Consider the following 23,775-nt stretch of genomic DNA (forward strand, 5'->3'; position numbering starts at 1 on the left):
GCCGCCGGAGCCGGCCGCGCGCACCGGGCCGGGCCCAGGGCCGGACGAACCGGCCCGCGCGCACCGGCCCACGGGCCGGGCGAACCGGCTGCGAGCACCGGCCCGAGGGCCGGACGACAGGAGGAACCGGGTGCCGAGCGCCACCACCGCCCGCACGGGCAGTGTCATCGAGACGACCGCGCTGACCAAGCGCTACGGCTCCCACACCGCCGTGGACCGGCTCGATCTCACCGTCCCGCGCGGCAGCGTCTTCGGCTTCCTCGGGCCCAACGGCTCCGGCAAGACCACCACCATCCGCATGCTGATGGGCCTGATCGAACCGTCCTCAGGACGGGCCAGGGTGCTCGGTCGGCCCATGCCCCGGGAGGGCCGGACGGTCCTGCCGCGCGTCGGCGCGCTCATCGAGGGACCCGCCCTCTACGGCTTCCTGTCCGGCCGCGACAACCTCCTCCGGTACGACGCCGCCGACCCGACGGCCGACCCGCGCACCCGCCGCGCCCGCGCCGCGGCCGCGCTGGACCGGGTCGGGCTGACCGCCGCCGCGGGCAAGAAGGCGAAGGCGTACTCGCTCGGCATGAAGCAGCGACTTGGCCTCGCCACGGCGCTGCTCCAGCCGCGCGAACTGCTGGTGCTCGACGAGCCGACGAACGGCCTCGACCCGCAGGGCATGCGGGAGATCCGCGCCCTGGTGCGGGAGCTTGCCTCCGACGGCACGACGGTCTTCCTCTCCTCGCACCTGCTCGACGAGATCGAGCAGGTGTGCACGCACGCGGCGGTGATGGCGCAGGGCCGCCTGATCACCCAGGGGCCGGTCGCCGAACTCGCCGCGGGCGCGCGCGGGCGGCTCGTCGTGACGACGCCGGACACCGGCGACGCGGCCCGGGTCCTGAAGGAGTTCGGCGTGGCGGACGTCGTCGTCGCGGAGGACCGGGTGACGGGCGAGCCACCGGGCCCCGACCGGGACCTGGACCTCGCCGACGTCACCGCCGCACTGGTCGGCGCTGGCGTCCGCGTCCGCGGCTTCGGCGTCGAACGCGCCTCCTTGGAGGACGCGTTCGTGGCACTGACGGGGGAGGGTTTCGATGTCGCGGGCTGAGACCGAGAAGACGACGGCGAAGACGGACGTGAACGGGGCCGCACCGGCGAACGGCACGGGGGCCCCGGAGGGGGCCCGGGCGACCGGGACCGGTACGACGGCTGCCACCCCGGGAGCGGCCCCGGGCGGGGATCTAGGCGCGAGCGCCGACAGCAGCCTGAGGGCTGACAACAGCCTCAGGGCCGCCGGAAGCGCGAGGTCCGACGACAGTACGGGAACCGGCCGGAGCGCGACGCCGGGCGGCGGCAGCACAACGACGGGCGGCAGTACGGCGAAGGGCGAGGGCACAGCCATCAGCGGCAGCACCGCAACAGGCGGCAGCACGACGTCAGGCAGCAGCACGACGTCGGGCAGGAGCACGGCGACCGGCAGCAGCACGACGAAGGACGAGGGCACAACCACCGGCGGCAGCACGACGTCGGGCGGCAACGCGGCAACGGGCGAGGGCCCACCGGCAGGCGGCAGCATCGCAACCGGCGGCAGCCCGGCGACCGGCGGCAGCGCCGGACCCGGTGCCAGGCCCGGCGCCGGGCCCAGTGCCAAGCCCGCTGCCAAGCCCAGCGCCGGGCCCGCTGTCGGAGCCGCCCCGGGCGGAGCCCGGGCCGTGAGTCCGCTGTGGGCCCTCGGCCTGCTCCGCAGTGAGCTTGCCGTCACCTTCCGCCGCTGGCGCACCCTCGCCTTGCTCGCGGTCCTGGCCGCCGTGCCCGTCCTCGTGGGCATCGCGGTGAAGATCGAGACCAGCGACGGCGGCTCGGTCGGCGCGGGCGGCCCCGACGGCGAGGGCCCCGCGTTCATCGCCCAGGTCACCAACAACGGTCTGTTCCTGGTGTTCACGGCGCTCGCGGCGACGCTGCCGTTCTTCCTGCCGATGGCCGTCGGCGTGGTCGCGGGCGACTCCATCGCGGGCGAGGCGAGCGCGGGCACGCTGCGCTACCTGCTGGTGGCGCCCGCGGGCCGCACCCGCCTGCTGCTCGCCAAGTACGCGACCACGCTGGCGTTCTGCGTGGTCGCGACCCTGGTCGTGGCGGTGTCGGCGCTCGCGGTCGGCGCCCTGCTCTTCCCGCTCGGCGAGGTCACGACGATCTCAGGGACGCGCATCAGCTTCGCCGAGGGGCTGCTGCGCGCGCTCCTGATCGCCCTCGTCGTCGCCGCCTCACTGATCGGCGTGGCCGCGCTCGGGCTCTTCGTGTCGACGCTGACGAGCAGCGGCATCGCCGCCATGGCCACGACCGTGGGCCTGCTCATCACCGTGCAGATCGTCGACCAGATCCCGCAGCTCCACGCCGTGCACCCGTACCTGTTCCCGCACTACTGGCTGTCCTTCGCCGACCTCATGCGCGACCCGGTCTACTGGGACGAGCTGGTGAAGAACCTGGGGCTCCAGGCGCTGTACGCGGGCGTGTTCGGCTCGGCGGCATGGGCCCGGTTCGGGGCCAAGGACATCGCGAGCTGAGCGCCGCCGCTCACTCGGTGTCGTACGGGAAGCGCGCGAGCGGCGCCTCCTGGGCGAAGAACGTCTTGGCGCGGGCCAGCGCCTCGGCGTCGTCGAGCACCTGGCCGGGCCGGGTGCCGTTGCCGAGCAGGACGCCGCCGAAGCGCAGCGGGAAGTACGCGGCCGAGTTACGCAGCGTGCCGATGAGGGGCTCGGCGACCTCCTCCTCGCGGTGCGCGAGCGCCGTCACGCCCCACAGGGTGCGGCCCTGCATGATGTTCTTGAAGTCGAGCTCCGGGACCTCCAGCCAGGCGTCCCAGTAGTCGAGGTAGCGCTTGACCGTGGCCGAGACCGAGTACCAGTACAGCGGCGAGGCGATGACGATGTCCGTGGCGTCGAGGGTGGCGTCCAGGAGCAGCGCCTCGTTGTCGCCCTCGGGCCGGGGCCGGGCGCGGGCGTGGGACTCGTCGTGGCGCAGGTCCTCGAAGTCGGGCAGCGGGTGGTCGGCCAGGCGCAGCCAGCGCTGCTCGACGTCGGCGGGCAACTGCTCGGCGGCCTTGCGGGCCAGGATCTCGGTGTTGCCCTCCGGGCGCGCGCTGCCGAGGACGAACAGGAACTTGCGGGTCACGATTCCCCCTGGACGTGATGGCGTACGACAAGTGCTTGCGCGTGCACTATATGCACGCGCAAGCATCGCCGTCCAGGGGTGATTCCGTGGGCGCGGGGCGGGGTTACTGCGACAGGCCCCAGACCGCGTACGCGATCGCGTCGCTGTTGCGGTCGAGCGCGGTGTTGTTGATGTTCGCCGTGGTGTCGCACGACGAGTGGTAGCAGCGGTCGAAGGCCTGACCGGCCGTGCCGCCCCACTTCTGGGCCTGGGCGGAGGTCTTGGTGCTGCTCGCGCCGGTGAAGACGCCGCCGACGGGGACGCCCGCGTTCTTGAACGGCGTGTGGTCGGAGCGCCCGTCGCCCTCGCGCTCCGGCTCGGTGCTGATGTTCAGGCCCGCGTAGTAGCTCTTGAAGGTCCGCTCGATGGTGGGGTCGTCGTCGTAGACGAAGTAACCGGGGTTCGGCGAGCCGATCATGTCGAAGTTGAGGTAGCCCTTGATCTTCGAGCGCTCGGCGGCCGGCAGGTTGCGCACGTGGTACGAGGAGCCGACGAGGCCCAGCTCCTCCGCGCCCCACCAGGCGAACCGCAGGTGCTTGGTGGGCTTGTACTGCGTACGGGACACCGTGAGCGCGGTCTCCAGGACGGCGGCGGAGCCCGAGGCGTTGTCGTTGATGCCCGCGCCGCGGCTGACGCTGTCGAGGTGCGCGCCCGCCATGATGACCTGGTTCGGGTCGCCGCCGGGCCAGTCGGCGATCAGGTTGTAGCCGACCCGGCCGCTGGACGTGAACTGCTGCACGCTGGTGGTGAATCCGGCGGCGTCCAGCTTGCCCTTGATGTAGTCGAGCGAGGCCCGGTAGCCCGCGGTGCCGTGGGCGCGGTTGCCGCCGTTGGCCGAGGCGATGGACTGGAACTGCGAGAGGTGGGCCTTCACGTTGGCCACCGGGATGTCCGGGGCCGCCGCGCGCGTGGGCGCCGTGGTCCCGGCGGACGCGGTGGATATCGCGCTGGTCGTGAGCAGCCCGGCGACGGCGACGACGGCCGCTGCCGCACTGCGTCCGGATACGGAGAGTCTCATGTGGGGGGCTCCGGCTTCCGTGAGGTGAGTCCCCGGTGGCTTCCGGGGATCGAATCCCGAGTTGAATGTCGAACTGAGCCTGGAGTGCCCGATGGTGGTGGCGTGTTGCGTTCACGTCAAGAGCGGGATCCGGACGCGTGGTCCCGCATTCCGTGCGCCGAAGTGTGTACGCGGGCGGTTCGCCCGGGTTGGTCGCCGGGTGCGCGTGGGGTGGGTCGGGCGAGGCCGGTCCCGGTCCCGCGCCGGTCAGGCGTCCGGGCGTACGTACACCGCCCAGCCCCGCGAGTACGTGTCCGGGACCGGGACCCGGGTCCAGTCCCGCGCCCAGGCCGGTGGCGCGGCGCGGCGCAGGACCAGGGCGGAGGGCCGCTGCCCGTCCCCGCGGTAGGCGGGGGCGCACCCGGCGACGTACGCGAGGGGGATGACGGAGGTGTTGCCCCGCAGGACGCAGGGGGCGCGGACGCCGTGCTCGTGCAGGACACCGGCGACCCGCTCCCAGTCGTGCCGCGCGGACTGCTGGATGTGGAAGTTGGAGGAGGCCAGCGGCAACTGGACCGCCAGATGGGCCGCGACGGCCAGACCCAGGGCGCCGAGGGCAGGTGCCCGCAGCCGCGCACGGCGGGCCGCCCGCACCGCCGCGAGCATCCCCAGGGCGGCCGGCACGGCGAGCAGCGCGTGTGTCGGCAGCAGGAACCGCGGCGCGGTGTACGGCACGACGAACACGTACGGCAGCGCGACCGACACCCCGACGGCCACGGCGAGCCACGCGCCGGCGGACGCCTGCCGCAGCCCGCGCACCGCCCACAGCCCCAGCGGCACCAGGACGAGCAGCAGCAGCCACCACTCCAGGGCGGGCGGGCGCACCCCGTCGCCGGCGCAGGGGCGGCACAGCAACGGCCCGTCGATCACCGTGAGCTGATGCAGCGCCGAGTCGGTCGGGCCGAGGCCGCCCTGGACCTCGCTGGCGGCGTCGAGCCGTTCGCGTACGCCACCGAAGCGAACGTACGCCTCCACGGCCCAGGGCAGGAACCCCGCCGCGAAGCCGGCCAGCGCGGCCCCCGCGCGGGCGGCGGAGCGCCACAGCGGCACCAGCGCGGCGGCCACCAGGAGCGGCCCGGCGAGCGCGGCGCCGTCGTTCGGCCGCATCAGCGTGGCGAGGGCGAGGCCGCCCGCGACGCCCGCGCAGGTGCGGACGGTGGGGCGGCGGTGCAGGAAGAGGCCGACGGCACCGGCGGCGCCCATGGCGGTGTAGTGGTTGGGCATCGCCGCGTTCGCGTAGAACAGCGCGATCCACAGGCTGCCGTACAGGCCCGCGGCCAGCGGCGCGACCTCGGGGCGGCCGGGCAGGGCGCGCAGCCAGGGGCGGAAGCCGAGGTACAGCGCGGCGGTGGCGAGCAGCGTCAGCCAGGCGCGCAGCAGCGGGACCGAGTCGCTCCAGGTGGCGACCGGCGCGAGGAGCAGGGGCACGCCCCGGGTGCGGGGCGCGCTGAAGGGCACGCCGGGGCCGGTCCCCGGCGCGTACGGGCCGAAGCGGCTCGCGTACACGATCTCGTCCCAGCCGAGCCGCAGACCGAGCGGGACGAGGACGAGGGAGACGAGGGCGAACAGCGCGCACACGGCGAGCAGCAGCCGATGGGCGCGGTCTTCGCGGTCGCGACGCGGGGAGCGGCGCGCTTGCTGTTTGCTCAGTACCAGGGCCACCCGACAACCGTACGGAATACGGGCAATACGACGGCAGTATCTTTGTCGCCGGGCGTGGCCCGGAATCCGGCTCTTGTGCTCTCCGTCCCCGCCGTGCTCAGCGGGTGGTGCCGAAGACCTCCTCGGCGTGTGCGGCGTACCCCTGGGCGGGCGCGTCGGCGGCGGGCCACGGGTACGCGAAGTCGCCGTCCAGGGCGAGGAAGGGCAGGTCGTCCGCCGTGGCGTAGGACATCAGCCAGGCCCGCAGCCAGGGCGCCTCGGCCACGGGCGTCGCGGCGCAGATCATGGCCTCGGCCGCGGTGTAGTCCGCGGCGCTCACGTGCCGGGTGATCACCGGGAACACGTCCCGCTCCTCCACGGCGATGTGCGGCACCAGCCGGGCGCGCAGGGCCGTGAGGGTCTCGGCGAGGCGGCGGCCGTGCGGCGCCGGGTCCTCGCCGAACAGCGTGGCCGTCGCGTCGCAGGTGTCCCGCAGCGGGGCCAGCGCCGCGTGGTCGTCGGTGAGCGCGGCGAGCCCGGCGATGCCCGCGGCGGCCGTGCCCGCGGTGACGTCCCCGTCCGCGAGGGCCTGCCCCACGGCGGCGGCGATCACCGGCCACAGGACGCGGTCCTCGCCGGCGTGGTGGTGCAGGACGGCGGCGGTGTAGCGGTGGACGTACGCGGCGATGGCGCGGGCCCGCGCGGGCGCCACCGGGCGGCCGGACACGGCGATGCCGTCGGCCAGCGTGCTCAGGCGCTGGATGTCGCTGCGGAGGGCGCGGTGCGTGAGGCGGAGACCGGTGAGGTCGGGGGAGGGGGCCGGCGTGGGAGCCAGGGTGTCGGTCATGCAGGGACTCTTGACCGGAACGGTCCAAATACGGTCAACAATCGGTGAAAAGGTGACGTCGCTGGTCCCACCAGCGCCGACACCGCCCCCGCCAGGCCCCGAGGCCCCCCGGGCCCCGGCCCGAGGCCGCCCCGCCAGGCTCCGAGGCCCCTCCGGGCTACGGCTCGAAACCCCGCGCCAGGCTCCGAGGCCCCTCCGGGCTACGGCTCGAAACCCCGCGCCAGGCTCCGAGCCCCGCGACCACGCCCCGAGGCCGCCCCCCTCAAGGCCCGAAGCGTCGCCGGTAGGCCGTCGGGCTCAGGCCCGTCTCGCGCCGCAGCCGTGCCCGCAGGTTCGCGGCGGTCCCGAGGCCGCTGCGGCGCGCCACCACGTCGAGCCGCTCCTCGCCCCGCTCGATCAGCCGGCACGCCAGGGCCACGCGCTCCCCGCTGAGCCACGCCAGCGGCGTCGTACCGAGCTGCGCGCGGAAGCGCCGGTGCAGCGTGGCCGGGCTGACCGCGGCCCGCGCGGCGAGGCCCGCCACCGTGAGGGGCTCGTCGAGCCGCTCCTGCGCCCAGGCCAGCAGCGGCGCGAGCGACTCGTCGCGGACCTCGGGCACGGGCCGCTCCACGAACTGCCGCTGCCCGCCGTCCCGGTGGGCGGCGAAGACGAGCCGCCGCGACACGGACACGGCGACCTCCGCGCCGAAGTCGCGGCGCACGATGTGCAGCCCGAGGTCGAGCGCGGCGGCGCTGCCCGCGGCGGTGAGGATGTCGCCGTCGTCGACGAACAGCACGTCCGGTTCCAGCCGCACGGCAGGGAAGCGCGCCCGGAAGTCGTCCGCCCACTGCCAGTGGGCGGTGGCCCGGCGCCCGTCGAGCACCCCGGCCTCGGCGAGGGTGAACGCGCCGCTGCAGAACCCGACCAGCCGCGCCCCGCGCGCGTGCGCCCGCCGTACGGCGTCCAGGACGGCGGGGCGGCGCGGCACCGCGGTGTCGGGGCGGTTCGGCACGATCAGGGTGTCCGCCCGGTCGGCGGCGTCGAGGCCGGCCACCCCGGTGAGCGTGAAGAAGCCGTCCCGCATGACGGTGCGGGGCTCGGGCGAGCACAGCGTGAAGTCGTACAGCGCGGGCCGCTCCCGCCCCAGTTCGGGCCGCTGGAGGCCGAACACCTCGGTGACACAGCCCAGTTCGAAGGGGTTGGAGTTCTCGTCGACGATGACGACGACGCGGTGGAGAGCGGTGCCTCCACCTCCGCCCGGCTGCGAGTTTTCTTGCGCCATATGCGATTTCTAGCACTCGTGGCGCGGCACCGCCCCGGCCCACGATGGGTCCATGACCTCACACGCCCCCGTCCACCGGCGGGAACCCATCGCCCTGAGCGCGGCCCTGGACTCCTTCGACGCCCCCTGGAGCCCGCGCATCGTCGCCCGCGTGAACGACTACGACGTCCGTGTCGCCAAGGCGCGGGGCGAACACGTCTGGCACGTCCACGACGACACCGACGAGTTCTTCCTCGTCCTGGACGGCGAGCTGGAGATCGCCCTGCGCGAACCGTCCGGGGAGCGCACCGTCACGCTCGCGAAGGGCTCGGTCTTCGTCGTCCCGCGCGGTACGGAGCACCGGCCCGCCGCCCGCGAGGGCGCCTCGATCCTGGTCTTCGAGCCCACGGGGACGCTGTCGGTGGGGGACCGCCACGACGAGGTGCCCGACCACGTGGACGCGACGACGGGCCACGCGCTCCAGGCGTGACCGCCGCCCGCCTCAGCCCACCGCCGGGGCCTCCGGGGGCGCCGGGGCCGCCGGGCCCTCAGGGGCCTCCGGGGTCTCCAGGGTCTCCAGGGTCTCTAGGGTCCCCGGCGTCTCGGCGGCTTCGGCCGCCTCCCGCGCGTCGTACGCCGTCCGCGCCGCCGCGATCTCGCCCTGGTGCGCCTCGGTCCACGTCACCAGCGCCTGGATGGTGTGGTGCAGGGTGCCGCCGAGCGGGGTCAGCTCGTACTCCACCCGGGGCGGCACCACCGGGTGGACGGTGCGCAGGACGAGGCCGTCGCGCTCCAACTGGCGCAGGGTGACGGTGAGCATGCGCTGGCTGATGCCGTCGATCTCCCGGCGCAGCTCCGTGAAGCGCAGCCGGCGCCGGTCGAGGAGCGCGATCACCAGGAGCGACCACTTGTCGGCGATCCGGTCGAGGATCTGCCGGACCTGGCAGTCCTCGCGCGTGTCCCACTGGAAGGGGTCGGCGTCGCCCGCGTCCACACCGCTCGCGTACGCCGAACTCCCGGTGCCCACGGTGCCCTTGAGGTAACCGGGTGACTTCGAAGTGCCTTCTTCCATACCCGGTGATGCTGCCGCACGATTCCCATGGTTACAAGAAGGAACCAGCCGCCAGGCAGGTAACCGGCGGCGTGACCTGAGGAGTCACCATGGGCGCCCGCGCCTGGGCACTGCTGCTCGTCCTCTGCGGAACCACCTTCCTGGAGGGCGCCGACATCGCGATGCTCGCGATCGCGATCCCCACGATCCGCTCCGACCTGGACCTGTCCACGGGCACGGCGGCGTGGGTGATCAGCTCCTACGTCCTCGGCTACGCGGGCTTCACCCTGCTCGGCGGGCGCGCCGCCGACCTCCTCGGCCGCCGGCGGATGTTCCTCCTGTGGCTCGGGGTCTTCCTGGCCTTCTCCGGGCTCGGCGGCCTCGCCACCGAGGGCTGGATGCTGGTCGTGGCGCGGTTCGTGACCGGCGTGGCCGCCGCGTTCATGACGCCCGCGGCGATGTCCGTCATCACGACCTCCTACGCGGAGGGCCCCGAGCGCAACAAGGCGCTGCTGGTCTTCGCGGGCACGTCGGCGGGCGGCTTCTCGCTCGGCCTCGTCATCGGGGGACTGCTCACCGAACTCGGCTGGCGGTGGGTGTTCTTCGCGCCGGTCATCCTCACCGCCGTGATCCTCGCCGCCGCCGTGCGCCTGGTGCCGGGCGCGGGCGCGCCCACCGCGAAGGCCTGGTCGACCCTGCGCTCCGGCGGCTTCGACCTGCCCGGCGCGGTCGCGGTGGCGGGCGCGATGCTGCTGCTCGCCTTCGGCGTCGTCCGGCTCGAACACGGCCTGGACGGCTGGCCGGTGACGCTCGGCGTGGCCCTCGCGGGGCTGCTGCTCGTCGCGGCGTTCGTCGGCGTCGAGCGCCGCGCGGCCGCCCCGCTCGTCCGCCTCGGCATCTTCCGTACGGGCTCGGTGGTGCGGGCCGGGCTCGGCGCGCTCCTCTACCTCGGCTCCTTCATGGGCTTCCAGTTCGTCGTCACGCTCTACCTCCAGGAGCTGCGCGGCTGGTCGTCCTGGCAGACGGCGCTCGCCCTCGTGGTGATGGGCTGCGACGTGGTGCTCGCGCCGACGCTCACGCCCCGCCTGGTGCAGCGCCACGGCCACGCCCGGGTGATCCTCGGCGGCTTCCTGCTCGCGCTCGTGGCGTACGCGCTGTTCCTGCCGGTCGGCATGGACTGGACGTACGCGGCGATGTTCCCGACGCTCTTCCTGGTGGGCGCCGGCTTCGCCCTCACGTACGGGCCGCTGCTCATCGCGGCGACGGAGGGCGTCGCCGCGCACGAGCAGGGCCTCGCGGGCGGCATCCTGCACACGTCCACGCAGTTCGGCGCGGCGATCGGCCTCTCGGCGGTGACGGCGGTCCACGGACTCGCCGCGCACGGCGCCGGGGGTTCCGCCGGGAGCGGGCAGGCGCTCGACGCCTTCCGTACGGCGCTCGCGGTGCCGGTCGCGCTGGCCGCCGTGGGTGTGGCCGTCGCGCACGCCGGGGCGCTGCGCGGCCCGCGGGCGCCGCGGCCGGGTCAGCCCGCGGCCCTGAGCGACGCGCCGGCCCCCGCCCTGCCCGCCACCACCGACGCCCGGTAGCCGCTGGGCGTCACCCCGCGGATCCGCTTGAAGGCGTCGCTGAACCCGAACCCGTCCGCGTACCCCACCCGCCCCGCCACGGCCGCGACCGTCGCGCCCGGCTCGGCGAGCAGCTCCGCGGCCAGCGTCATCCGCCACTCGGTGAGGTACGCCATCGGCGGCCTGCCGACGAGGTCGGCGAAGCGGCGCGCGAAGGCCGCGCGCGACACCTGGGCGCGCGCGGCCAGCGCCGCCACCGTCCAGGCCCGGCCCGGCTCCTCGTGCATCGCGCACAGGGCCGGGCCGACCACGTCGTCGCCGAGCGCCCGGTACCAGGCCGGCGGCCGCGCCTCCGGCAGGTCGAACCACTCGCGCAGGGTGCAGGCGAGCAGCCAGTCGAGCATCCGGTCCATCACGTACTGGCGCCCGGGCCGGTCGGCGGCCACCTCCTCGGCGATCAGCTCGATGATCGCCAGGCACTCCGCACCGCCCGGCACGGCGAGCAGCGGCGGCAGCGCGCCGAGCAGCCGCCGCCCCCCGCTCCCCTCCCCCTGGTAGGCGCCGGTGACCAGCTCGCACTCGCCCCCGTCACCGGCGGCGAGGCCGTACGGGACGGACGTGCACACGGCGGCGTGCCCCGGCCGCAGGGTGCGCACCTCGCCGAGCGCGGTGACGTGCGCCTCCCCGCGCACCACCATGACCAGCGTCAGCGCGGCGGGCCGCGCTGGCTCCGGCTTCCGCGCCCCTCGCAGGACCGCCCGACCGAACAGCGCGCCGTCCGCGCGGATGCCGCGCAGCAGATCCCCCAGAGTGTCCATGCGGACCACCGTAGACGGCGCGCGGCGGGACGGCGGCGGGAGCCCGTGCGGGGTGAGACGGATGCCTATGGGGCCGAGACGGGCACCCATGTCCCCTGTTCCGGCGGGGAGGTTGGCTGGCCGCATGACGAACACGACCCCCACGACCACCACTTCCGCCCCCGCCCCCGGCCCCGACCCCGGCCCCGACCCCGCCCCTGGTCCCGGCCTCGTCCTCGTGCTCGGCGCCACCGGCAAGACCGGGCGCCGGATCGTGCCCCGGCTCCGCGCGGCGGGGCACGAGGTGCGGGCCGCGTCCCGCTCCGCGGACACCTTCTTCGACTGGAACGAACGCTCTACCTGGGCCCCGGTCCTGTCCGGTGTCACCGCCCTCTACCTCGTGGCGCCGGAGGACCCCGACCCCGTCACCGACTTCGTGACCGAGGCCGCGGCGGCCGGGGTGCGCCGGTTCGTGGTCCTGTCCGGGCGCGGCGTCGACGTGTCCGGCGAGTCGTTCCTGCCGGGCATGGCCCGGGCGGAGGCGGCCGTGCGCACGGCGGGCGTCGACTGGACGGTGATCCGCGCCAACAACTTCGCGCAGAACTTCGACGAGGACTACGCCCACGCGCCGCTCCTCGCGGGCCGTCTCGCTCTGCCCGTCGGCGACGTGGCCGAGCCGTTCATCGACGTCGAGGACCTCGCGGACGTCGCGGTCGCGCTGCTCACCGAGGACGGCCACACGCACCGCGTGTACGAGCTCTCGGGCCCGCGCGCCCTCACCTACGCCGAGGCGGTCGCGGAGATCGCGGCGGCGTCCGGCCGCCCGATGCGCTTCGAGGCGGTCACGGCGGAGCGCTTCCTCGCGGAGACCCTCGCGGCGGGCGTCCCCGAGCCGCTGGCCCGCGAGCTGACCGCCGTCTTCACGTTCACGGCCGAGGGCCACCTCTCGCCGCTGACGACGGGCGTACGGGACGTCCTGGGCCGCGAGCCGCGGGACTTCACGGAGTACGTGAGGGAGGCCGCGGCCCGGGGTGCGTGGGCGCCGGCTCCGTCCGGCGCCTGAGGGCGGGGCGCGAGGCGCCGGCGGCGGGCGCCCGGTACGCCGCCGACGCCCTGCGCCGCGCGAAGCGGAACGCGTCGAAGGTCAGCAGGGCGAGCGCCAGCCACACCAGCGCGAACCCGGCCCACCGCTCGGCGGGCATCGCCTCGTGGAAGTACAAGATGCCGAGCAGGAACTGGAACACCGGCGCCAGGTACTGCAACAGCCCCAGCGTGGACAGCGGCACCCGGATCGCGGCGGCGCCGAAGCAGACCAGCGGCGCCGCCGTCACCACGCCGGTCGCGGCCAGCAGCGCGGCGTGGCCCGCGCCCTCGGTGCCGAACACCAGGTCGCCCCGCGTACCCAGCCACACCAGGTACACGACCGCGGGCAGGAACTGCACGGCGGTCTCGGCGGCCAGCGACTCCAGGCCGCCCAGGTTCACCTTCTTCTTGACCAGGCCGTACGCCGCGAAGGTGAAGGCCAGGCAGAGCGAGATCCACGGCGGGCGGCCGTAGCCGAAGGCGAGCACGAGGACGGCGGCGAGGCCGACGCCGACGGCGACCCACTGCACCGGCCGCAGCCGCTCGCCGAGCAGCAGCACGCCGATCGCGATGGTGACCAGGGGGTTGATGAAGTAGCCGAGGGAGGCCTCGACGACGTGGCCGGTGTTCACGGCCCAGATGTAGATGCCCCAGTTCAGCGTGATGACCCCGGCGGCGACGGCCACGAGGCCCAGCCTGCGCGGCTGGCGCAGCAGCTCCTTGGCCCAGGCCCAGCGACGGACGCACAGCAGCGCGATCGCGACGACCACGAGGGACCAGGCCATCCGGTGGGCCAGGATCTCGCCGGCGCTCGCGGGCTTGAGCAGCGGCCAGAAGAGGGGAACCAGGCCCCACATGCCGTAGGCGGCGATGCCGTTCAGGAGGCCTGTGCGGGCTTCCGCCTTCCCCTGCGCAGGTCCCACGACTCCTCCTTCACCCGGCAGCCCCACGCCGCCCCCCAGAAGGTAGCGCCCACCGCACGCCCCTGTCATGTGTGTTCCGCCATACGGTCATGACACCCCTCCGCCCCCTCCGCGCGGCGGCCGACCCGCCCCCCTGTGCGGCGGCCGACCCATCCCCCCTGTGGGCGGCTGGTCCGCCCAGAGGGCGGAACGGGCGGGCACAGCCCCCGGCGCCGAGCAACTGTGCACCGGGCCCGGAGAACAGCCCCGACCAAGGCCTCGACGCACACAAAAGACCCGGCCCCGCAGAAGCAGGACCGGGCCTCGCCCCGCACAGGGGCGGCGTACAGAAGGGAAGAGGGGCTAGCCGACGACCGTCCAGGTGTCGCCCCCGGCGAGCAGCGCCGCCAGGTCGCCCTTGCCGTGCTGCTCGATCGCCGCGTCGAGCTGCTCGGCCATGAGCGTGTCGTACACCGGCCGCTCCACGTTCCGGAACACCCCGATCGGCGTGTGGTGCAGCGTGTCCGGGTCGGCGAGCCGGGAGAGCGCGAACGCCGTCGTCGGCGAGGCGGCGCGGGCGTCGTGGACGAGGATGTCGCCCTCGTTCTCCGGCGTCACGGCGACGACCTTCAGGTCACCGGTGGCCGGGTCGCGCACCACGCCCTTGGAGCCGTCCGCGCCGAAGCGGATCGGCGCCCCGTGCTCAAGGCGGATCACCGCCTCCTCGGCCTGCTGCTTGTCCTTGAGGACCTCGAACGCGCCGTCGTTGAAGATGTTGCAGTTCTGGTAGATCTCCACCAGGGCCGTGCCGGGGTGGTCGGCGGCCTGGCGCAGCACCTCGGTGAGGTGCTTGCGGTCGGAGTCGACCGTACGGGCCACGAAGGAGGCCTCGGCGCCGATCGCGAGGGACACCGGGTTGAAGGGCGCGTCGAGCGACCCCATCGGCGTCGACTTCGTGATCTTGCCGACCTCGGAGGTGGGGGAGTACTGGCCCTTGGTGAGGCCGTAGATCCGGTTGTTGAACAGCAGGATCTTCAGGTTCACGTTGCGCCGCAGCGCGTGGATCAGGTGGTTGCCGCCGATCGACAGGGCGTCGCCGTCCCCGGTGACCACCCACACGCTCAGGTCCCGGCGCGAGGAGGCGAGGCCGGTGGCGATGGCCGGGGCGCGGCCGTGGATGGAGTGCATCCCGTACGTGTTCATGTAGTACGGGAAGCGGGACGAGCAGCCGATGCCGGAGACGAAGACGATGTTCTCCTTGGCCAGACCGAGCTCGGGCATGAACCCCTGCACGGCCGCCAGCACCGCGTAGTCACCGCAGCCGGGGCACCAGCGCACTTCCTGGTCGGACTTGAAGTCCTTCATGGACTGCTTGGCCTCGGCCTTGGGCACGAGCTTCAGAAGCGTCTCGGAGCCGGTGGGCCCCGCCAGCGTGGTGTCAGCCATCGATGGCCTCCTTGAGAGCCGTGGCGAGCTGCTCGGCCTTGAACGGCATTCCGTTGACCTGGTTGTACGAGACCGCGTCCACGAGGTACTTGGCGCGGATCAGCGTGGCGAGCTGACCGAGGTTCATCTCGGGGACCACCACCTTGTCGTAACGCTTCAGGACCTCGCCCAGGTTCCGCGGGAACGGGTTGAGGTGGCGCAGATGGGCCTGCGCGATGCTCTGCCCGGCCGCGCGCAGCCGGCGCACGGCGGCCGTGATCGGCCCGTACGTGGAGCCCCAGCCGAGGACGAGCACCCGGGCGTCGCCGCTCGCGTCGTCGACCTCCAGGTCGGGCACCTCGATGCCGTCGACCTTGGCCTGGCGGGTGCGGACCATGAAGTCGTGGTTGGCCGGGTCGTAGGAGATGTTGCCCGTGCCGTCCTGCTTCTCGATGCCGCCGATGCGGTGCTCCAGGCCCGGCGTGCCGGGGACGGCCCACGGCCGGGCGAGGGTCGCCGGGTCGCGCAGGTACGGCCAGAAGACGTCCGTGCCGTCCTCCAGCGTGTGGTTCGGCCCGGAGGCGAACTGCACCCGCAGGTCCGGCAGCTCGTCCGGCTCCGGGATGCGCCACGGCTCGGAGCCGTTGGCCAGGTAGCCGTCGCTCAGCAGGAAGACCGGCGTCCGGTACGTCAGCGCGATCCGGGCCGCCTCCAGGGAGGCCTCGAAGCAGTCCGCCGGGGTGCGCGGCGCGACGACCGGGACCGGCGCCTCGCCGTTGCGGCCGTACATCGCCTGGAGCAGGTCGGCCTGCTCGGTCTTGGTCGGCAGGCCGGTGGAGGGCCCGCCGCGCTGGATGTCCACGATGAGCAGCGGCAGCTCCAGGCTCACCGCGAGGCCGATGGTCTCCGACTTCAGCGCCACGCCGGGCCCCGAGGTCGTGGTCACCGCGAGCGAGCCGCCGAAGGCCGCGCCGAGCGCCGCGCCGATGCCCGCGATCTCGTCCTCGGCCTGGAAGGTACGCACGCCGAAGTTCTTGTGCTTGCTCAGCTCGTGCAGGATGTCCGAGGCCGGGGTGATCGGGTACGAGCCCAGGTACAGCGGCAGGTCCGCCTGGCGGGACGCGGCGATCAGGCCGTAGGACAGGGCGAGGTTGCCGGAGATGTTCCGGTACGTACCGGTCGGGAAGGCCGTCGTCGCCGGTGCCACCTCGTACGAGACGGCGAAGTCCTCGGTGGTCTCCCCGAAGTTCCAGCCCGCGCGGAACGCGGCGATGTTCGCCTCCGCGATGTCCGGCTTCTTCGCGAACTTCTGCCGCAGGAACCGCTCCGTGCCCTCCGTGGGCCGGTGGTACATCCACGAGAGCAGCCCGAGCGCGAACATGTTCTTGGACCGGCCGGCGTCCTTGCGGGACAGCTCGAAGTCCTTCAGCGCCTCGACCGTCAGCGTGGTCAGGGGCACCGGGTGCACCTGGAAGCCGTCGAGCGAGCCGTCCTCCAGCGGCGAGGTCTCGTACCCCACCTTCTGCATGGCGCGCTTGGTGAACTCGTCCGTGTTCACGATCACCTCGGCGCCGCGCGGCACGTCGCCGATGTTCGCCTTCAGGGCGGCCGGGTTCATCGCGACCAGGACGTTCGGCGCGTCGCCGGGCGTCAGGATGTCGTGGTCGGCGAAGTGGAGCTGGAAGCTGGAGACGCCCGGCAGCGTCCCGGCGGGCGCGCGGATCTCGGCGGGGAAGTTCGGCAGCGTCGACAGGTCGTTGCCGAAGGACGCCGTCTCGGAGGTGAACCGGTCACCGGTGAGCTGCATACCGTCGCCGGAGTCACCCGCGAATCGAATGATCACCCGGTCGAGACGGCGCACGTCTTTCGCACCCGCAGGCTTGCGCTGCTCGCCGACAACGGTCTCGTCGGCCTGCTCGGCCGGGCTACTGACCTGGCTGGTCACTGAACTGGACCTCCCTCGAGGCGGCTGTGCGGGCACGGCAGGCCGCCCTGCCTTCCCATCGCCCACCCTACGTCGGTAAGGGTTGCCTTTATCAGGCAGCTCGCATGGTGGACGCCCTTTTGAGACAGCTTCCTGTCCTGATTCATCACGGTCTGCCACGCCCCCCGACCTCTCATCGACTCGCTCTCCGCTCGTCCTTTGGTTCTAGGACGCGGGAACTAGGCCCCGCGCCGCCCTGTCACCGGGGGTGTCCCGTTGCCGAGACGTCCCCGCCCTGGTCGGAGTACCTCATCCGGCACCCCTGACACGGTGTCAAGCGATGGGGGAGGGGGCCTTGAATCCGAATGGAATCGCCCCGGTCGCCGCGGTCGCCGCGGAGGGCTTGGGGAACGCGGAGGTCGCGGTAACGCGGGTAACGCGGGGAACGCGGAGGGCGCAGTATCAGGAATTCAGATAGGTGAGCACGGCGAGTACCCGCCGGTGATCGCCGTCACTCGGGGAAAGCCCGAGCTTCAGGAAGATATTGCTCACATGCTTTTCCACGGCTCCGTCGCTCACCACGAGCTGCCGCGCGATCGCCGAGTTGGTCCGCCCCTCGGCCATCAGCCCCAGGACCTCGCGCTCGCGCGGCGTGAGCCCCGTGAGCACGTCCTGCTTGCGGCTGCGGCCGAGCAACTGCGCCACGACCTCCGGGTCGAGCGCGGTGCCGCCCCGCGCGACGCGCACCACGGCGTCCACGAACTCCCGGACCTCCGCGACCCGGTCCTTCAGCAGATACCCCACGCCCCGGCTGGACCCGGCGAGCAGCTCCGTCGCGTACTGCTCCTCCACGTACTGGGACAGCACGAGCACCCCGAGCCCCGGGTGCCGCTGGCGCAGCTTCACAGCCGCGCGCACCCCCTCGTCGGTGTGCGTCGGCGGCATCCGCACGTCCGCGACCACGACGTCCGGCAGCTCGTCCTGGGCCGCGAGCTCGGTGATCGTCTTGATCAACGCCTCCGCGTCCCCCACCCCCGCCACCACATCGTGCCCGCGGTCGGTCAGCAGCCGGGTCAGCCCCTCCCTGAGCAGCACTGAATCCTCGGCGATGACCACCCGCACCTTGTCCTCCACGATGTTCCGTCCCCCAGTGCCTGTCCCCACCCCATTGACAGACACCAGCATCCCAGCATCCGGATGCCCGCGGGACCGACTTGCTGCCGCATGTGGAAGCACACCGGACGAACGGGCCCGTCCGACGGACGGAGGGCCCGCCCGATGGACGAGGGCCCGCCCGGCGGTCGGAGGGGCACCGGGCGGGTGACGGTCGGTTGGGCGGGGGTGGTCGGTCGGACGGTTGCGGTCGGTTGGACGCGGGCGGTCGGTTGGACGGGTGCGGCTGGTTGGGCGGGTGCGTGTGGTTCCGGTTTACGAGGGGCTCTGCCTGGGGCGGCGAGGGAGTCTTTGCTGGGCGTGGCGTGGCGTGGCGTGGCGCGGTGCCGTGTGGCGCTGTGGGCGGGAGCGGTGCCCGGCGGGTTGAGACCCGCTGGAGGAGAGGGAGGAAGGGCGGATGCCCTCGGAGGGCGGGACAGGGCCCGTCGGGGCGGAGGGCAGGGCTTGTCGGGAGGGGGCGGGTGCCGTCGGAGGGGGCGTTGATGGGGAGGGGATGGTTCCGGTTTGCGGGGCCTTGGCCGGGGTGGCCGGGGGAGCCTTCGCCGGGTGCGCCGCGCCGCTTAGCCCCGTCAGGCTCGCGGTCGGGGCTCGGGGAGCCGTGGGCCGGGGCGCGCGGCGTGGCTCCGCCCAGTCAGGCTCGCGGGCGGAGAGCGGAGAGCGGAGAGCGGGGAGGGGGAGCCGTGGGCTGGGTGTGCCGCGCCGCTCCGCCCCGTCAGGCTCGCGGTCCGGGCGCGGGGAGCCGTGGGCCGGGGCGCCCCGCGTGGCTCAGCCCCGCCAGGGCAGCTCCGCCGTCACCGTGGTCGGCCCGCCGACCGGGGATTCCACCACGAGGATCCCGTCCACCGCGTCCAGCCGCCCGGCCAACCCCGCGAGCCCCGACCCGGCTGTCACGTCCGCACCGCCCTGCCCGTCGTCGAAGACCTGGAGCATCAGCCGGTCCTCGACCCGCCACACGTCCACCGAGGCCCGCGCGGCCCCGCTGTGCTTGCTGATGTTCTGCAACAGCTCGGAGACGGTGAAGTACGCGATGCCCTCGATCGCCGCCGCGGGCCGCGAGGGCAGGTCCACCTCCACCTCCACCGGCACGGTGCACCGCGCGGCCAGCGCGGACAGTGCCGCGTCGAGCCCCCGGTCGGTGAGGACGGCGGGGTGGATGCCGCGCGCCAGGTCCCGCAGCTCCTGGAGCGCCACCTTCACCTCGCCGTGCGCCTCGTCCACCATCCGGGCGGCCGCCTGCGGGTCCTCCGCCAGCTTCTCCTTGGCGAGCCCCAGGTCCATGGCGAGGGCGACGAGCCGGGCCTGGGCGCCGTCGTGCAGGTCGCGCTCGATGCGCCGCAGGTCCGCCGCGGCCGTGTCCACGACCACGCCCCGGTCCGACTCCAGCTCCACGACGCGGGACACCAGACGCGAGGGCCCGAGCAGCCCGAAGACCATGACGCGGTCGACCGTGGTCAGGGCGCGGATGATCCAGGGCGTGCCCAGGGCCACGAGCAGACCGGTGGCCGAGGTGAGCCCGATCTCGAAGGGGTTGTCCAGGTAGAAACGGTGCGAGTCGTCACCGTAGAGCTGGATGCCGCCCTGGCCGCCGTAGACGGGGAAGACCCAGAACCACAGCGGGTACGTGAGCATCGCCCAGCCGTACGTCCAGAAGACCACCGCCACCGTGAAGGAGAAGATGGCCCACGGCATGTGCAGCACGGCGTACACCAGGTGGCGCCAGGAGACGCCGCTCTTGAGAACGGCGCCCATCCAGGCCAGCGGCCCGCTGTCACGCGCCCGCAGGGGGTGCGGGTCCTGCACGTCCACCCCGAGCAGCGCCCGCGCCCGCACCCGCTCCAGCGCGCCGAAGCCGCGGCAGGCGGTGAGGCCCAGGGCGAGGACGGGTATGCCCACGAACGTGACCAGCAGACCCGCGCCCACGGCGAGCATCGTCACGGCGAAGGTGAAGGCGACGATGCTGATCGGCAGGGAGAGCAGCACGTACACGAACTCCCGCAGCGTGCGTCCCTCGACGGGCGCCCGCAGCCAGACCGGGAGCCGGTTGCGCCGCTCGGCCGCCGTGTCGTCCCCGAACCCTCCGGACCAGCGGTCCCCGAGGTCGCTCCTCATGACGCGTCCATACCCCTGTCCGTAGTCCGTGGCCATCAGTGCCGTCCGTTTCTGCTCGTCCCGCGCGGGCCCCGGCCTCCGTGACCGGCGCGGTCCACCGCTTGTCGTACCCCCAGCGTGCGCTCCGGGGCGTGCGCCGGGCCATGCGGTACGTCGGCGTCTTGGGCCGGGGGTTTTCCCTACCCTCCCCGGGGACGTGTCCCCGCCGCCCGCCGTCCGTGCCATGCCCGACGTCCCCCGCCGCCCGACGTCCCCGCCGCCCGACGTCCGTGCCATGCCCGGCATCCGTGCCATGCCTGCTGTCCACGCCTGACGGCCGTGCCGTGCCTGCCGGTCCACGCCCGACGTCAGTCCCATGCCCGCCGCTGGTCCCACGCCCGCCGCACCGGAGTCGCGCCATGGCGACACCCAGGCGGGATGGCGGCGACGTGCCCGGGGCGAGCGAGGGCAGGCCGAGCTGTTGGTGACGCTCGGGCGAAGCCGTGGCGGCGCCCAAGCCTCGCCGTGGCTGTGCCCAAGCCGGGCGGTGGCGGCGCCCGAGCCAGGCCGTCGCGGCGCCCAGGCCGAGCCACAGCGACATCCAGGCCGGGCCGTGGTCAGCCTCAGGCCGCGCCCGGTCAACACCCGGCCCGCCTCCGAGGGCGACGCCCCGGCCGGCCCCGGCGGCGACTCCGCTACTCCGCCCGGTCCCGCCACGGCAGCTCCGCCGTGATCGTCGTCGGCCCGCCCTCCGGCGAGTCGATGATGAACAGCCCGTCGACCGCCCCGAGCCGCTCGGACAGGCCCGCCATGCCCGTGCCGCCCTCCAGGCTCGCCCCGCCGCGCCCGTCGTCCCACACCTGTATGAGCAGCCGCTGGTCCGAACGCCAGACCTCGACGCTCGCCGAGCGCGCCCCGCTGTGCTTGGAGACGTTCTGCAGCAGTTCGGAGACGGTGAAGTACGCAATGCCCTCGATCGCGGCCGCCGGGCGCGTGGTCAGGTCCGCCGTCACCTTCACCGGCACCGTGCACCGCGCGGCCACCGACGACAGCGCCGGGCCGAGGCCGCGGTCGGTGAGGACGGCGGGGTGGATGCCGCGCGCCAGGTCCCGCAGCTCCTGGAGGGCGAGCTTCACCTCGCCGTGCGCCTCGTCGACCATCGCCGCCGCCGCGTCCGGGTCCTCCAGGAGCTTCTCCTTGGCGAGGCCGAGTCCCATGGCGAGGGCGACGAGCCGGGCCTGCGCGCCGTCGTGCAGGTCGCGCTCGATGCGCCGCAGGTCCGCCGCGGCCGTGTCCACGACCACGCCCCGGTCCGACTCCAGCTCCGCGATGCGCCGCTCCAGTTCGTCCGACGGCGAGAGCAGCCCCCGCGCCATCGCCCGGTCGGCGTTCGCAAGGCCGCGCACGATGAACGGCAGCACCGGCCACGCCACGAACAGCCCCGTGAGGACGACCGTGAACGTCACGACGCCCCACGGCAGGCGGATGAAGCCGTACAGCATCGCCCGCCACCCCACCGGGTCCTTCAGGGTCGACCACAGCCACGCCAGCGCACCACCGCCGCGGCGCGAGCGCAGCGGCATCGGGCTCGGCTCGTCGATCCGCACCCCGAGCAGCATCCGCGCCCGCCCCCGCTCGAACCGGCCGAAGAGCCGCGCCCCGTACAACGCGAGCGCGAGCAGCGGCAGGCCGACGACCGTGACCGACAGGAACACGCCGAAGGACAGCGCCGTCACCACGTACACGAACCCGACGATTCCCGTCGCCAGGTTCGCCAGGAGGTGGGATATCTCCTTCCAGGTGTACGCGTCGTACGCGAACCGGGCAGGCGGCAGCGAATCCGGTGTGGCCTGCGAAGACGTCGAACGTGCGGTCATGAATCCAAGAGTGCACGGCCCGCCGCGGCCCGCGCCATGAGGAGGGCCGCCGAACCTCACTGTGGATAACCCCACCCGATCGTTCCGGTGGAACCGGCGGAGTGCTCGTGCGGAACCCGCCGAGCGTTCCGGTGGAACCGGCCGATGACCGCCACGCGCCCGCCCGGTCCCCGACAGTCTGCTTACCTCGCCTTTAGCAGGCCCTAGACTCCCGTGCGTACAGATCGTCGAACAGGGCGAGCCACGGAGTGCAGGGAGCGAGGGGCTGACGTGCCAGGGACGATGTACGTCGCGGCGAGCTACTACGAGTCGTACTCCGTCGTCGGACTGCTCGCCGTCGTCGGCGTGCTGTTCGTCGCCGTCGCCTTCGGCGCCGGGCGGCTGCTGCGGCCCGTCGTACCGACGCCCGAGAAACTCCTCACGTACGAGTGCGGCGTCGACCCCGTCGGCGAGGGCTGGGCCCACACCCAGGTCCGCTACTACGTGTACGCCTTCCTCTACGTGATCTTCGCCGTCGACTCGATCTTCCTCTTCCCGTGGGCGACGGTCTTCGCCGAGTCCGGCTACGGCGCCACGACCCTCGTCGAGATGTTCATCTTCCTCGGCTTCCTCGCCGTGGGACTGCTGTACGCCTACAAGAAGGGCGTCCTGACATGGACGTGAACCAGGAGCCGGCGCGGCCGTCCGAGCCCGTGCTCCTCCCGGAGCCGAAGAAGCTGGGCGTCCTGTCCCGGCTCGCCCCCGAGCCGATGAAGGTGGTCCTGAACTGGGGCCGCCGCTACAGCCTGTGGGTCTTCAACTTCGGCCTCGCCTGCTGCGCCATCGAGTTCATCGCGGCCTCCATGGCCCGCCACGACTTCATCCGGCTCGGCGTGATCCCGTTCGCGCCGGGCCCGCGCCAGGCCGACCTGATGGTCGTGTCCGGCACGGTCACGGACAAGATGGCGCCCGCCGTGAAGCGCCTGTACGAGCAGATGCCCGAGCCGAAGTACGTCATCTCCTTCGGCGCCTGCGCCAACTGCGGCGGCCCCTACTGGGACTCGTACTCCGTCACCAAGGGCGTCGACCAGATCATCCCCGTCGACGTGTACGTCCCCGGTTGCCCGCCGCGCCCCGAGGCACTGCTCCAGGGCATCCTCAAGCTCCAGGAGAAGATCGCGCGCGAGACCCTGGGGGAGCGGTACGGGTCCGGCGGGACACGCCCCTCGACGGCGGCGCTCCGCAGTGACCTGGTGACCCCGCCGACGCCCCCGGAGGGAGCGAGATGACCGGCTGGCTGCCCTCCCCCGTCGAGGAACTCTTCGGTACGGAGGCCACGGCCGAGGAGTCGTACGACGTCCTGACGGTCGACGTCCCCGCCGCCGCCTGGACCGACGCCCTGCGCGCCGCCCGCGACCGGCTCGGCTGCACCTTCTTCGACTGGCTGAGCGCCGTCGACGAGCCAGGCACGGGCTTTCGCGTGAGCGCCCACGTGGTGGCGCTGTCCCCGGTACGGCGCCTGCTCGTCCGGACGACCGTCCCGCACGAGGCCCCCGCCCTGCCGTCGGCGGTCGACGTCTACGCGGGCGCGGCCTGGCACGAGCGCGAGACCCACGAAATGTTCGGCGTCCGCTTCGAGGGCCACCCGCACCTGGCGCCGCTGCTGCTCCCGGAAGGCTTCGAGGGCCACCCGTTGCGCAAGGACTTCGTGCTGGCCGCCCGCGTCGCCAAGGCGTGGCCCGGCGCCAAGGAGCCGGGCGAGTCGGAGCACGGCGGCCCGAAGCGCCGCCAGATGCTCCCGCCCGGTGTGCCCGACCCCAACGAATGGGGCCCGCTGAAGGGCCAGCTCCCGGCGGCGCCGGCCCGTCCCGCGCGGGGCGCGCGAGCCGCGGGCGCCGGGCGCGCGGCGGGCGACCGCGCCGCCGCGGGGC

At 73.7% G+C, this 23,775-nt stretch carries 21 protein-coding genes; 8 read left to right on the plus strand and 13 right to left on the minus strand.

Translation table 11 applies throughout. From position 1 onward, the window contains the following. Nucleotides 1–130: 130 nt before the first annotated feature. A complete protein-coding gene (locus IE330_RS30785) occupies nt 131–1,096 on the plus strand; it encodes an ABC transporter ATP-binding protein (RefSeq protein WP_190139451.1) in 966 nt (321 codons plus the stop codon). Nucleotides 1,097–1,700: 604 nt separating this feature from the next. Continuing rightward, complete coding sequence (locus IE330_RS30790; protein WP_229926044.1) at nt 1,701–2,549, plus strand: ABC transporter permease; 849 nt, start codon at nt 1,701–1,703, stop codon at nt 2,547–2,549. Nucleotides 2,550–2,559: 10 nt separating this feature from the next. Here IE330_RS30790 and IE330_RS30795 read toward each other — a convergent pair whose 3' ends face one another. From IE330_RS30795 to IE330_RS30815, 5 genes are all read right to left on the minus strand, one after another. Continuing rightward, nucleotides 2,560–3,156: a flavodoxin family protein gene (locus tag IE330_RS30795; RefSeq protein ID WP_190139452.1), complete on the minus strand. Its 597-nt coding sequence runs from the start codon at nt 3,154–3,156 to the stop codon at nt 2,560–2,562. Nucleotides 3,157–3,259: 103 nt separating this feature from the next. Further along, complete coding sequence (locus IE330_RS30800; RefSeq protein ID WP_190139453.1) at nt 3,260–4,213, minus strand: M28 family metallopeptidase; 954 nt, start codon at nt 4,211–4,213, stop codon at nt 3,260–3,262. 246 nt (nt 4,214–4,459) lie between these two features. Next, complete coding sequence (locus IE330_RS30805; protein ID WP_229926045.1) at nt 4,460–5,914, minus strand: hypothetical protein; 1,455 nt, start codon at nt 5,912–5,914, stop codon at nt 4,460–4,462. Between the two features lie 97 nt (nt 5,915–6,011). Next, nucleotides 6,012–6,740, minus strand: coding sequence for a hemerythrin domain-containing protein (locus tag IE330_RS30810; protein WP_190139454.1), 729 nt, complete (start codon nt 6,738–6,740; stop codon nt 6,012–6,014). A gap of 262 nt (nt 6,741–7,002) precedes the next feature. Continuing rightward, entirely contained in the window at nt 7,003–8,001 is a 999-nt protein-coding gene (locus IE330_RS30815; RefSeq protein WP_190139455.1) for a GlxA family transcriptional regulator, read from the minus strand. 52 nt (nt 8,002–8,053) lie between these two features. On the opposite strand from IE330_RS30815, the gene IE330_RS30820 reads away from it, so the two are divergent. After that, nucleotides 8,054–8,470 carry a cupin domain-containing protein gene (locus IE330_RS30820; RefSeq protein ID WP_190139456.1) on the plus strand — a complete coding sequence of 139 codons (417 nt, stop codon included), beginning with the start codon at nt 8,054–8,056 and terminating at the stop codon, nt 8,468–8,470. 12 nt (nt 8,471–8,482) lie between these two features. Here the strand turns inward: IE330_RS30820 and IE330_RS30825 are convergent, their stop codons facing one another. Next, nucleotides 8,483–9,052 (minus strand): winged helix-turn-helix transcriptional regulator, encoded by a 570-nt coding sequence (locus tag IE330_RS30825; RefSeq protein ID WP_229926046.1) that lies wholly within the window; start codon nt 9,050–9,052, stop codon nt 8,483–8,485. 89 nt (nt 9,053–9,141) lie between these two features. Here IE330_RS30825 and IE330_RS30830 point away from each other — a divergent pair, with 89 nt between their 5' ends. After that, nucleotides 9,142–10,617, plus strand: coding sequence for an MFS transporter (locus IE330_RS30830; protein WP_190139457.1), 1,476 nt, complete (start codon nt 9,142–9,144; stop codon nt 10,615–10,617). Here IE330_RS30830 and IE330_RS30835 read toward each other — a convergent pair. After that, nucleotides 10,554–11,414: a helix-turn-helix transcriptional regulator gene (locus IE330_RS30835; protein WP_190139458.1), complete on the minus strand. Its 861-nt coding sequence runs from the start codon at nt 11,412–11,414 to the stop codon at nt 10,554–10,556. The genes IE330_RS30830 and IE330_RS30835 overlap by 64 nt on opposite strands. A 124-nt stretch (nt 11,415–11,538) precedes the next feature. On the opposite strand from IE330_RS30835, the gene IE330_RS30840 reads away from it, so the two are divergent. Beyond that, complete coding sequence (locus IE330_RS30840) at nt 11,539–12,456, plus strand: NAD(P)H-binding protein (protein WP_190139459.1); 918 nt, start codon at nt 11,539–11,541, stop codon at nt 12,454–12,456. Here IE330_RS30840 and rarD read toward each other — a convergent pair. The 6 genes from rarD to IE330_RS30870 form a co-directional block, all read right to left on the minus strand. Continuing rightward, on the minus strand, nt 12,392–13,399 hold the full coding sequence (rarD, locus tag IE330_RS30845; protein WP_373314764.1) for an EamA family transporter RarD: 1,008 nt from the start codon (nt 13,397–13,399) through the stop codon (nt 12,392–12,394). The two genes, IE330_RS30840 and rarD, sit on opposite strands and share 65 nt — an antisense overlap. Nucleotides 13,400–13,741: 342 nt before the next feature. Further along, nucleotides 13,742–14,824: a 2-oxoacid:ferredoxin oxidoreductase subunit beta gene (locus IE330_RS30850; RefSeq protein WP_190139461.1), complete on the minus strand. Its 1,083-nt coding sequence runs from the start codon at nt 14,822–14,824 to the stop codon at nt 13,742–13,744. After that, nucleotides 14,817–16,748 carry a 2-oxoacid:acceptor oxidoreductase subunit alpha gene (locus IE330_RS30855; RefSeq protein ID WP_190139462.1) on the minus strand — a complete coding sequence of 644 codons (1,932 nt, stop codon included), beginning with the start codon at nt 16,746–16,748 and terminating at the stop codon, nt 14,817–14,819. Before IE330_RS30855 ends, IE330_RS30850 begins: the two co-directional genes overlap by 8 nt. Nucleotides 16,749–17,189: 441 nt before the next feature. Further along, complete coding sequence (locus IE330_RS30860) at nt 17,190–17,849, minus strand: LuxR C-terminal-related transcriptional regulator (RefSeq protein ID WP_308439059.1); 660 nt, start codon at nt 17,847–17,849, stop codon at nt 17,190–17,192. A gap of 816 nt (nt 17,850–18,665) precedes the next feature. After that, on the minus strand, nt 18,666–20,045 hold the full coding sequence (locus IE330_RS30865; RefSeq protein ID WP_190139464.1) for a sensor histidine kinase: 1,380 nt from the start codon (nt 20,043–20,045) through the stop codon (nt 18,666–18,668). A 638-nt stretch (nt 20,046–20,683) separates the two neighbouring features. Continuing rightward, a complete protein-coding gene (locus tag IE330_RS30870; RefSeq protein ID WP_190139465.1) occupies nt 20,684–21,865 on the minus strand; it encodes a sensor histidine kinase in 1,182 nt (393 codons plus the stop codon). Between the two features lie 282 nt (nt 21,866–22,147). Here IE330_RS30870 and IE330_RS30875 point away from each other — a divergent pair, with 282 nt between their 5' ends. From IE330_RS30875 to IE330_RS30885, 3 genes are all read left to right on the plus strand, one after another. Beyond that, complete coding sequence (locus tag IE330_RS30875) at nt 22,148–22,528, plus strand: NADH-quinone oxidoreductase subunit A (RefSeq protein ID WP_190139470.1); 381 nt, start codon at nt 22,148–22,150, stop codon at nt 22,526–22,528. Further along, nucleotides 22,519–23,133 carry an NADH-quinone oxidoreductase subunit B gene (locus tag IE330_RS30880; RefSeq protein WP_190139466.1) on the plus strand — a complete coding sequence of 205 codons (615 nt, stop codon included), beginning with the start codon at nt 22,519–22,521 and terminating at the stop codon, nt 23,131–23,133. The genes IE330_RS30875 and IE330_RS30880 overlap by 10 nt, the downstream gene beginning before the upstream one ends. Beyond that, nucleotides 23,130–23,775 (plus strand): NADH-quinone oxidoreductase subunit C (locus IE330_RS30885; protein ID WP_190139467.1); only part of this gene is annotated, 646 nt, incomplete at its 3' end. The genes IE330_RS30880 and IE330_RS30885, both read left to right, overlap by 4 nt.

Source organism: Streptomyces longispororuber (genome assembly GCF_014656095.1).
Taxonomy (GTDB): Bacteria; Actinomycetota; Actinomycetes; order Streptomycetales; family Streptomycetaceae; genus Streptomyces; species Streptomyces longispororuber.

Bases quoted from the DNA above. Each gene is read 5' to 3' on its own strand.
- IE330_RS30800 (WP_190139453.1), bottom strand. From the start codon at position 4,213: ATGAGACTCTCCGTATCCGGACGCAGTGCGGCAGCGGCCGTCGTCGCC.
- IE330_RS30810 (WP_190139454.1), bottom strand. From the start codon at position 6,740: ATGACCGACACCCTGGCTCCCACGCCGGCCCCCTCCCCCGACCTCACC.
- IE330_RS30815 (WP_190139455.1), bottom strand. From the start codon at position 8,001: ATGGCGCAAGAAAACTCGCAGCCGGGCGGAGGTGGAGGCACCGCTCTC.
- IE330_RS30820 (WP_190139456.1), top strand. From the start codon at position 8,054: ATGACCTCACACGCCCCCGTCCACCGGCGGGAACCCATCGCCCTGAGC.
- IE330_RS30825 (WP_229926046.1), bottom strand. From the start codon at position 9,052: ATGGAAGAAGGCACTTCGAAGTCACCCGGTTACCTCAAGGGCACCGTG.
- IE330_RS30830 (WP_190139457.1), top strand. From the start codon at position 9,142: ATGGGCGCCCGCGCCTGGGCACTGCTGCTCGTCCTCTGCGGAACCACC.
- IE330_RS30835 (WP_190139458.1), bottom strand. From the start codon at position 11,414: ATGGACACTCTGGGGGATCTGCTGCGCGGCATCCGCGCGGACGGCGCG.
- IE330_RS30840 (WP_190139459.1), top strand. From the start codon at position 11,539: ATGACGAACACGACCCCCACGACCACCACTTCCGCCCCCGCCCCCGGC.
- IE330_RS30850 (WP_190139461.1), bottom strand. From the start codon at position 14,824: ATGGCTGACACCACGCTGGCGGGGCCCACCGGCTCCGAGACGCTTCTG.
- IE330_RS30865 (WP_190139464.1), bottom strand. From the start codon at position 20,045: ATGGCCACGGACTACGGACAGGGGTATGGACGCGTCATGAGGAGCGAC.
- IE330_RS30870 (WP_190139465.1), bottom strand. From the start codon at position 21,865: ATGACCGCACGTTCGACGTCTTCGCAGGCCACACCGGATTCGCTGCCG.
- IE330_RS30875 (WP_190139470.1), top strand. From the start codon at position 22,148: ATGTACGTCGCGGCGAGCTACTACGAGTCGTACTCCGTCGTCGGACTG.
- IE330_RS30880 (WP_190139466.1), top strand. From the start codon at position 22,519: ATGGACGTGAACCAGGAGCCGGCGCGGCCGTCCGAGCCCGTGCTCCTC.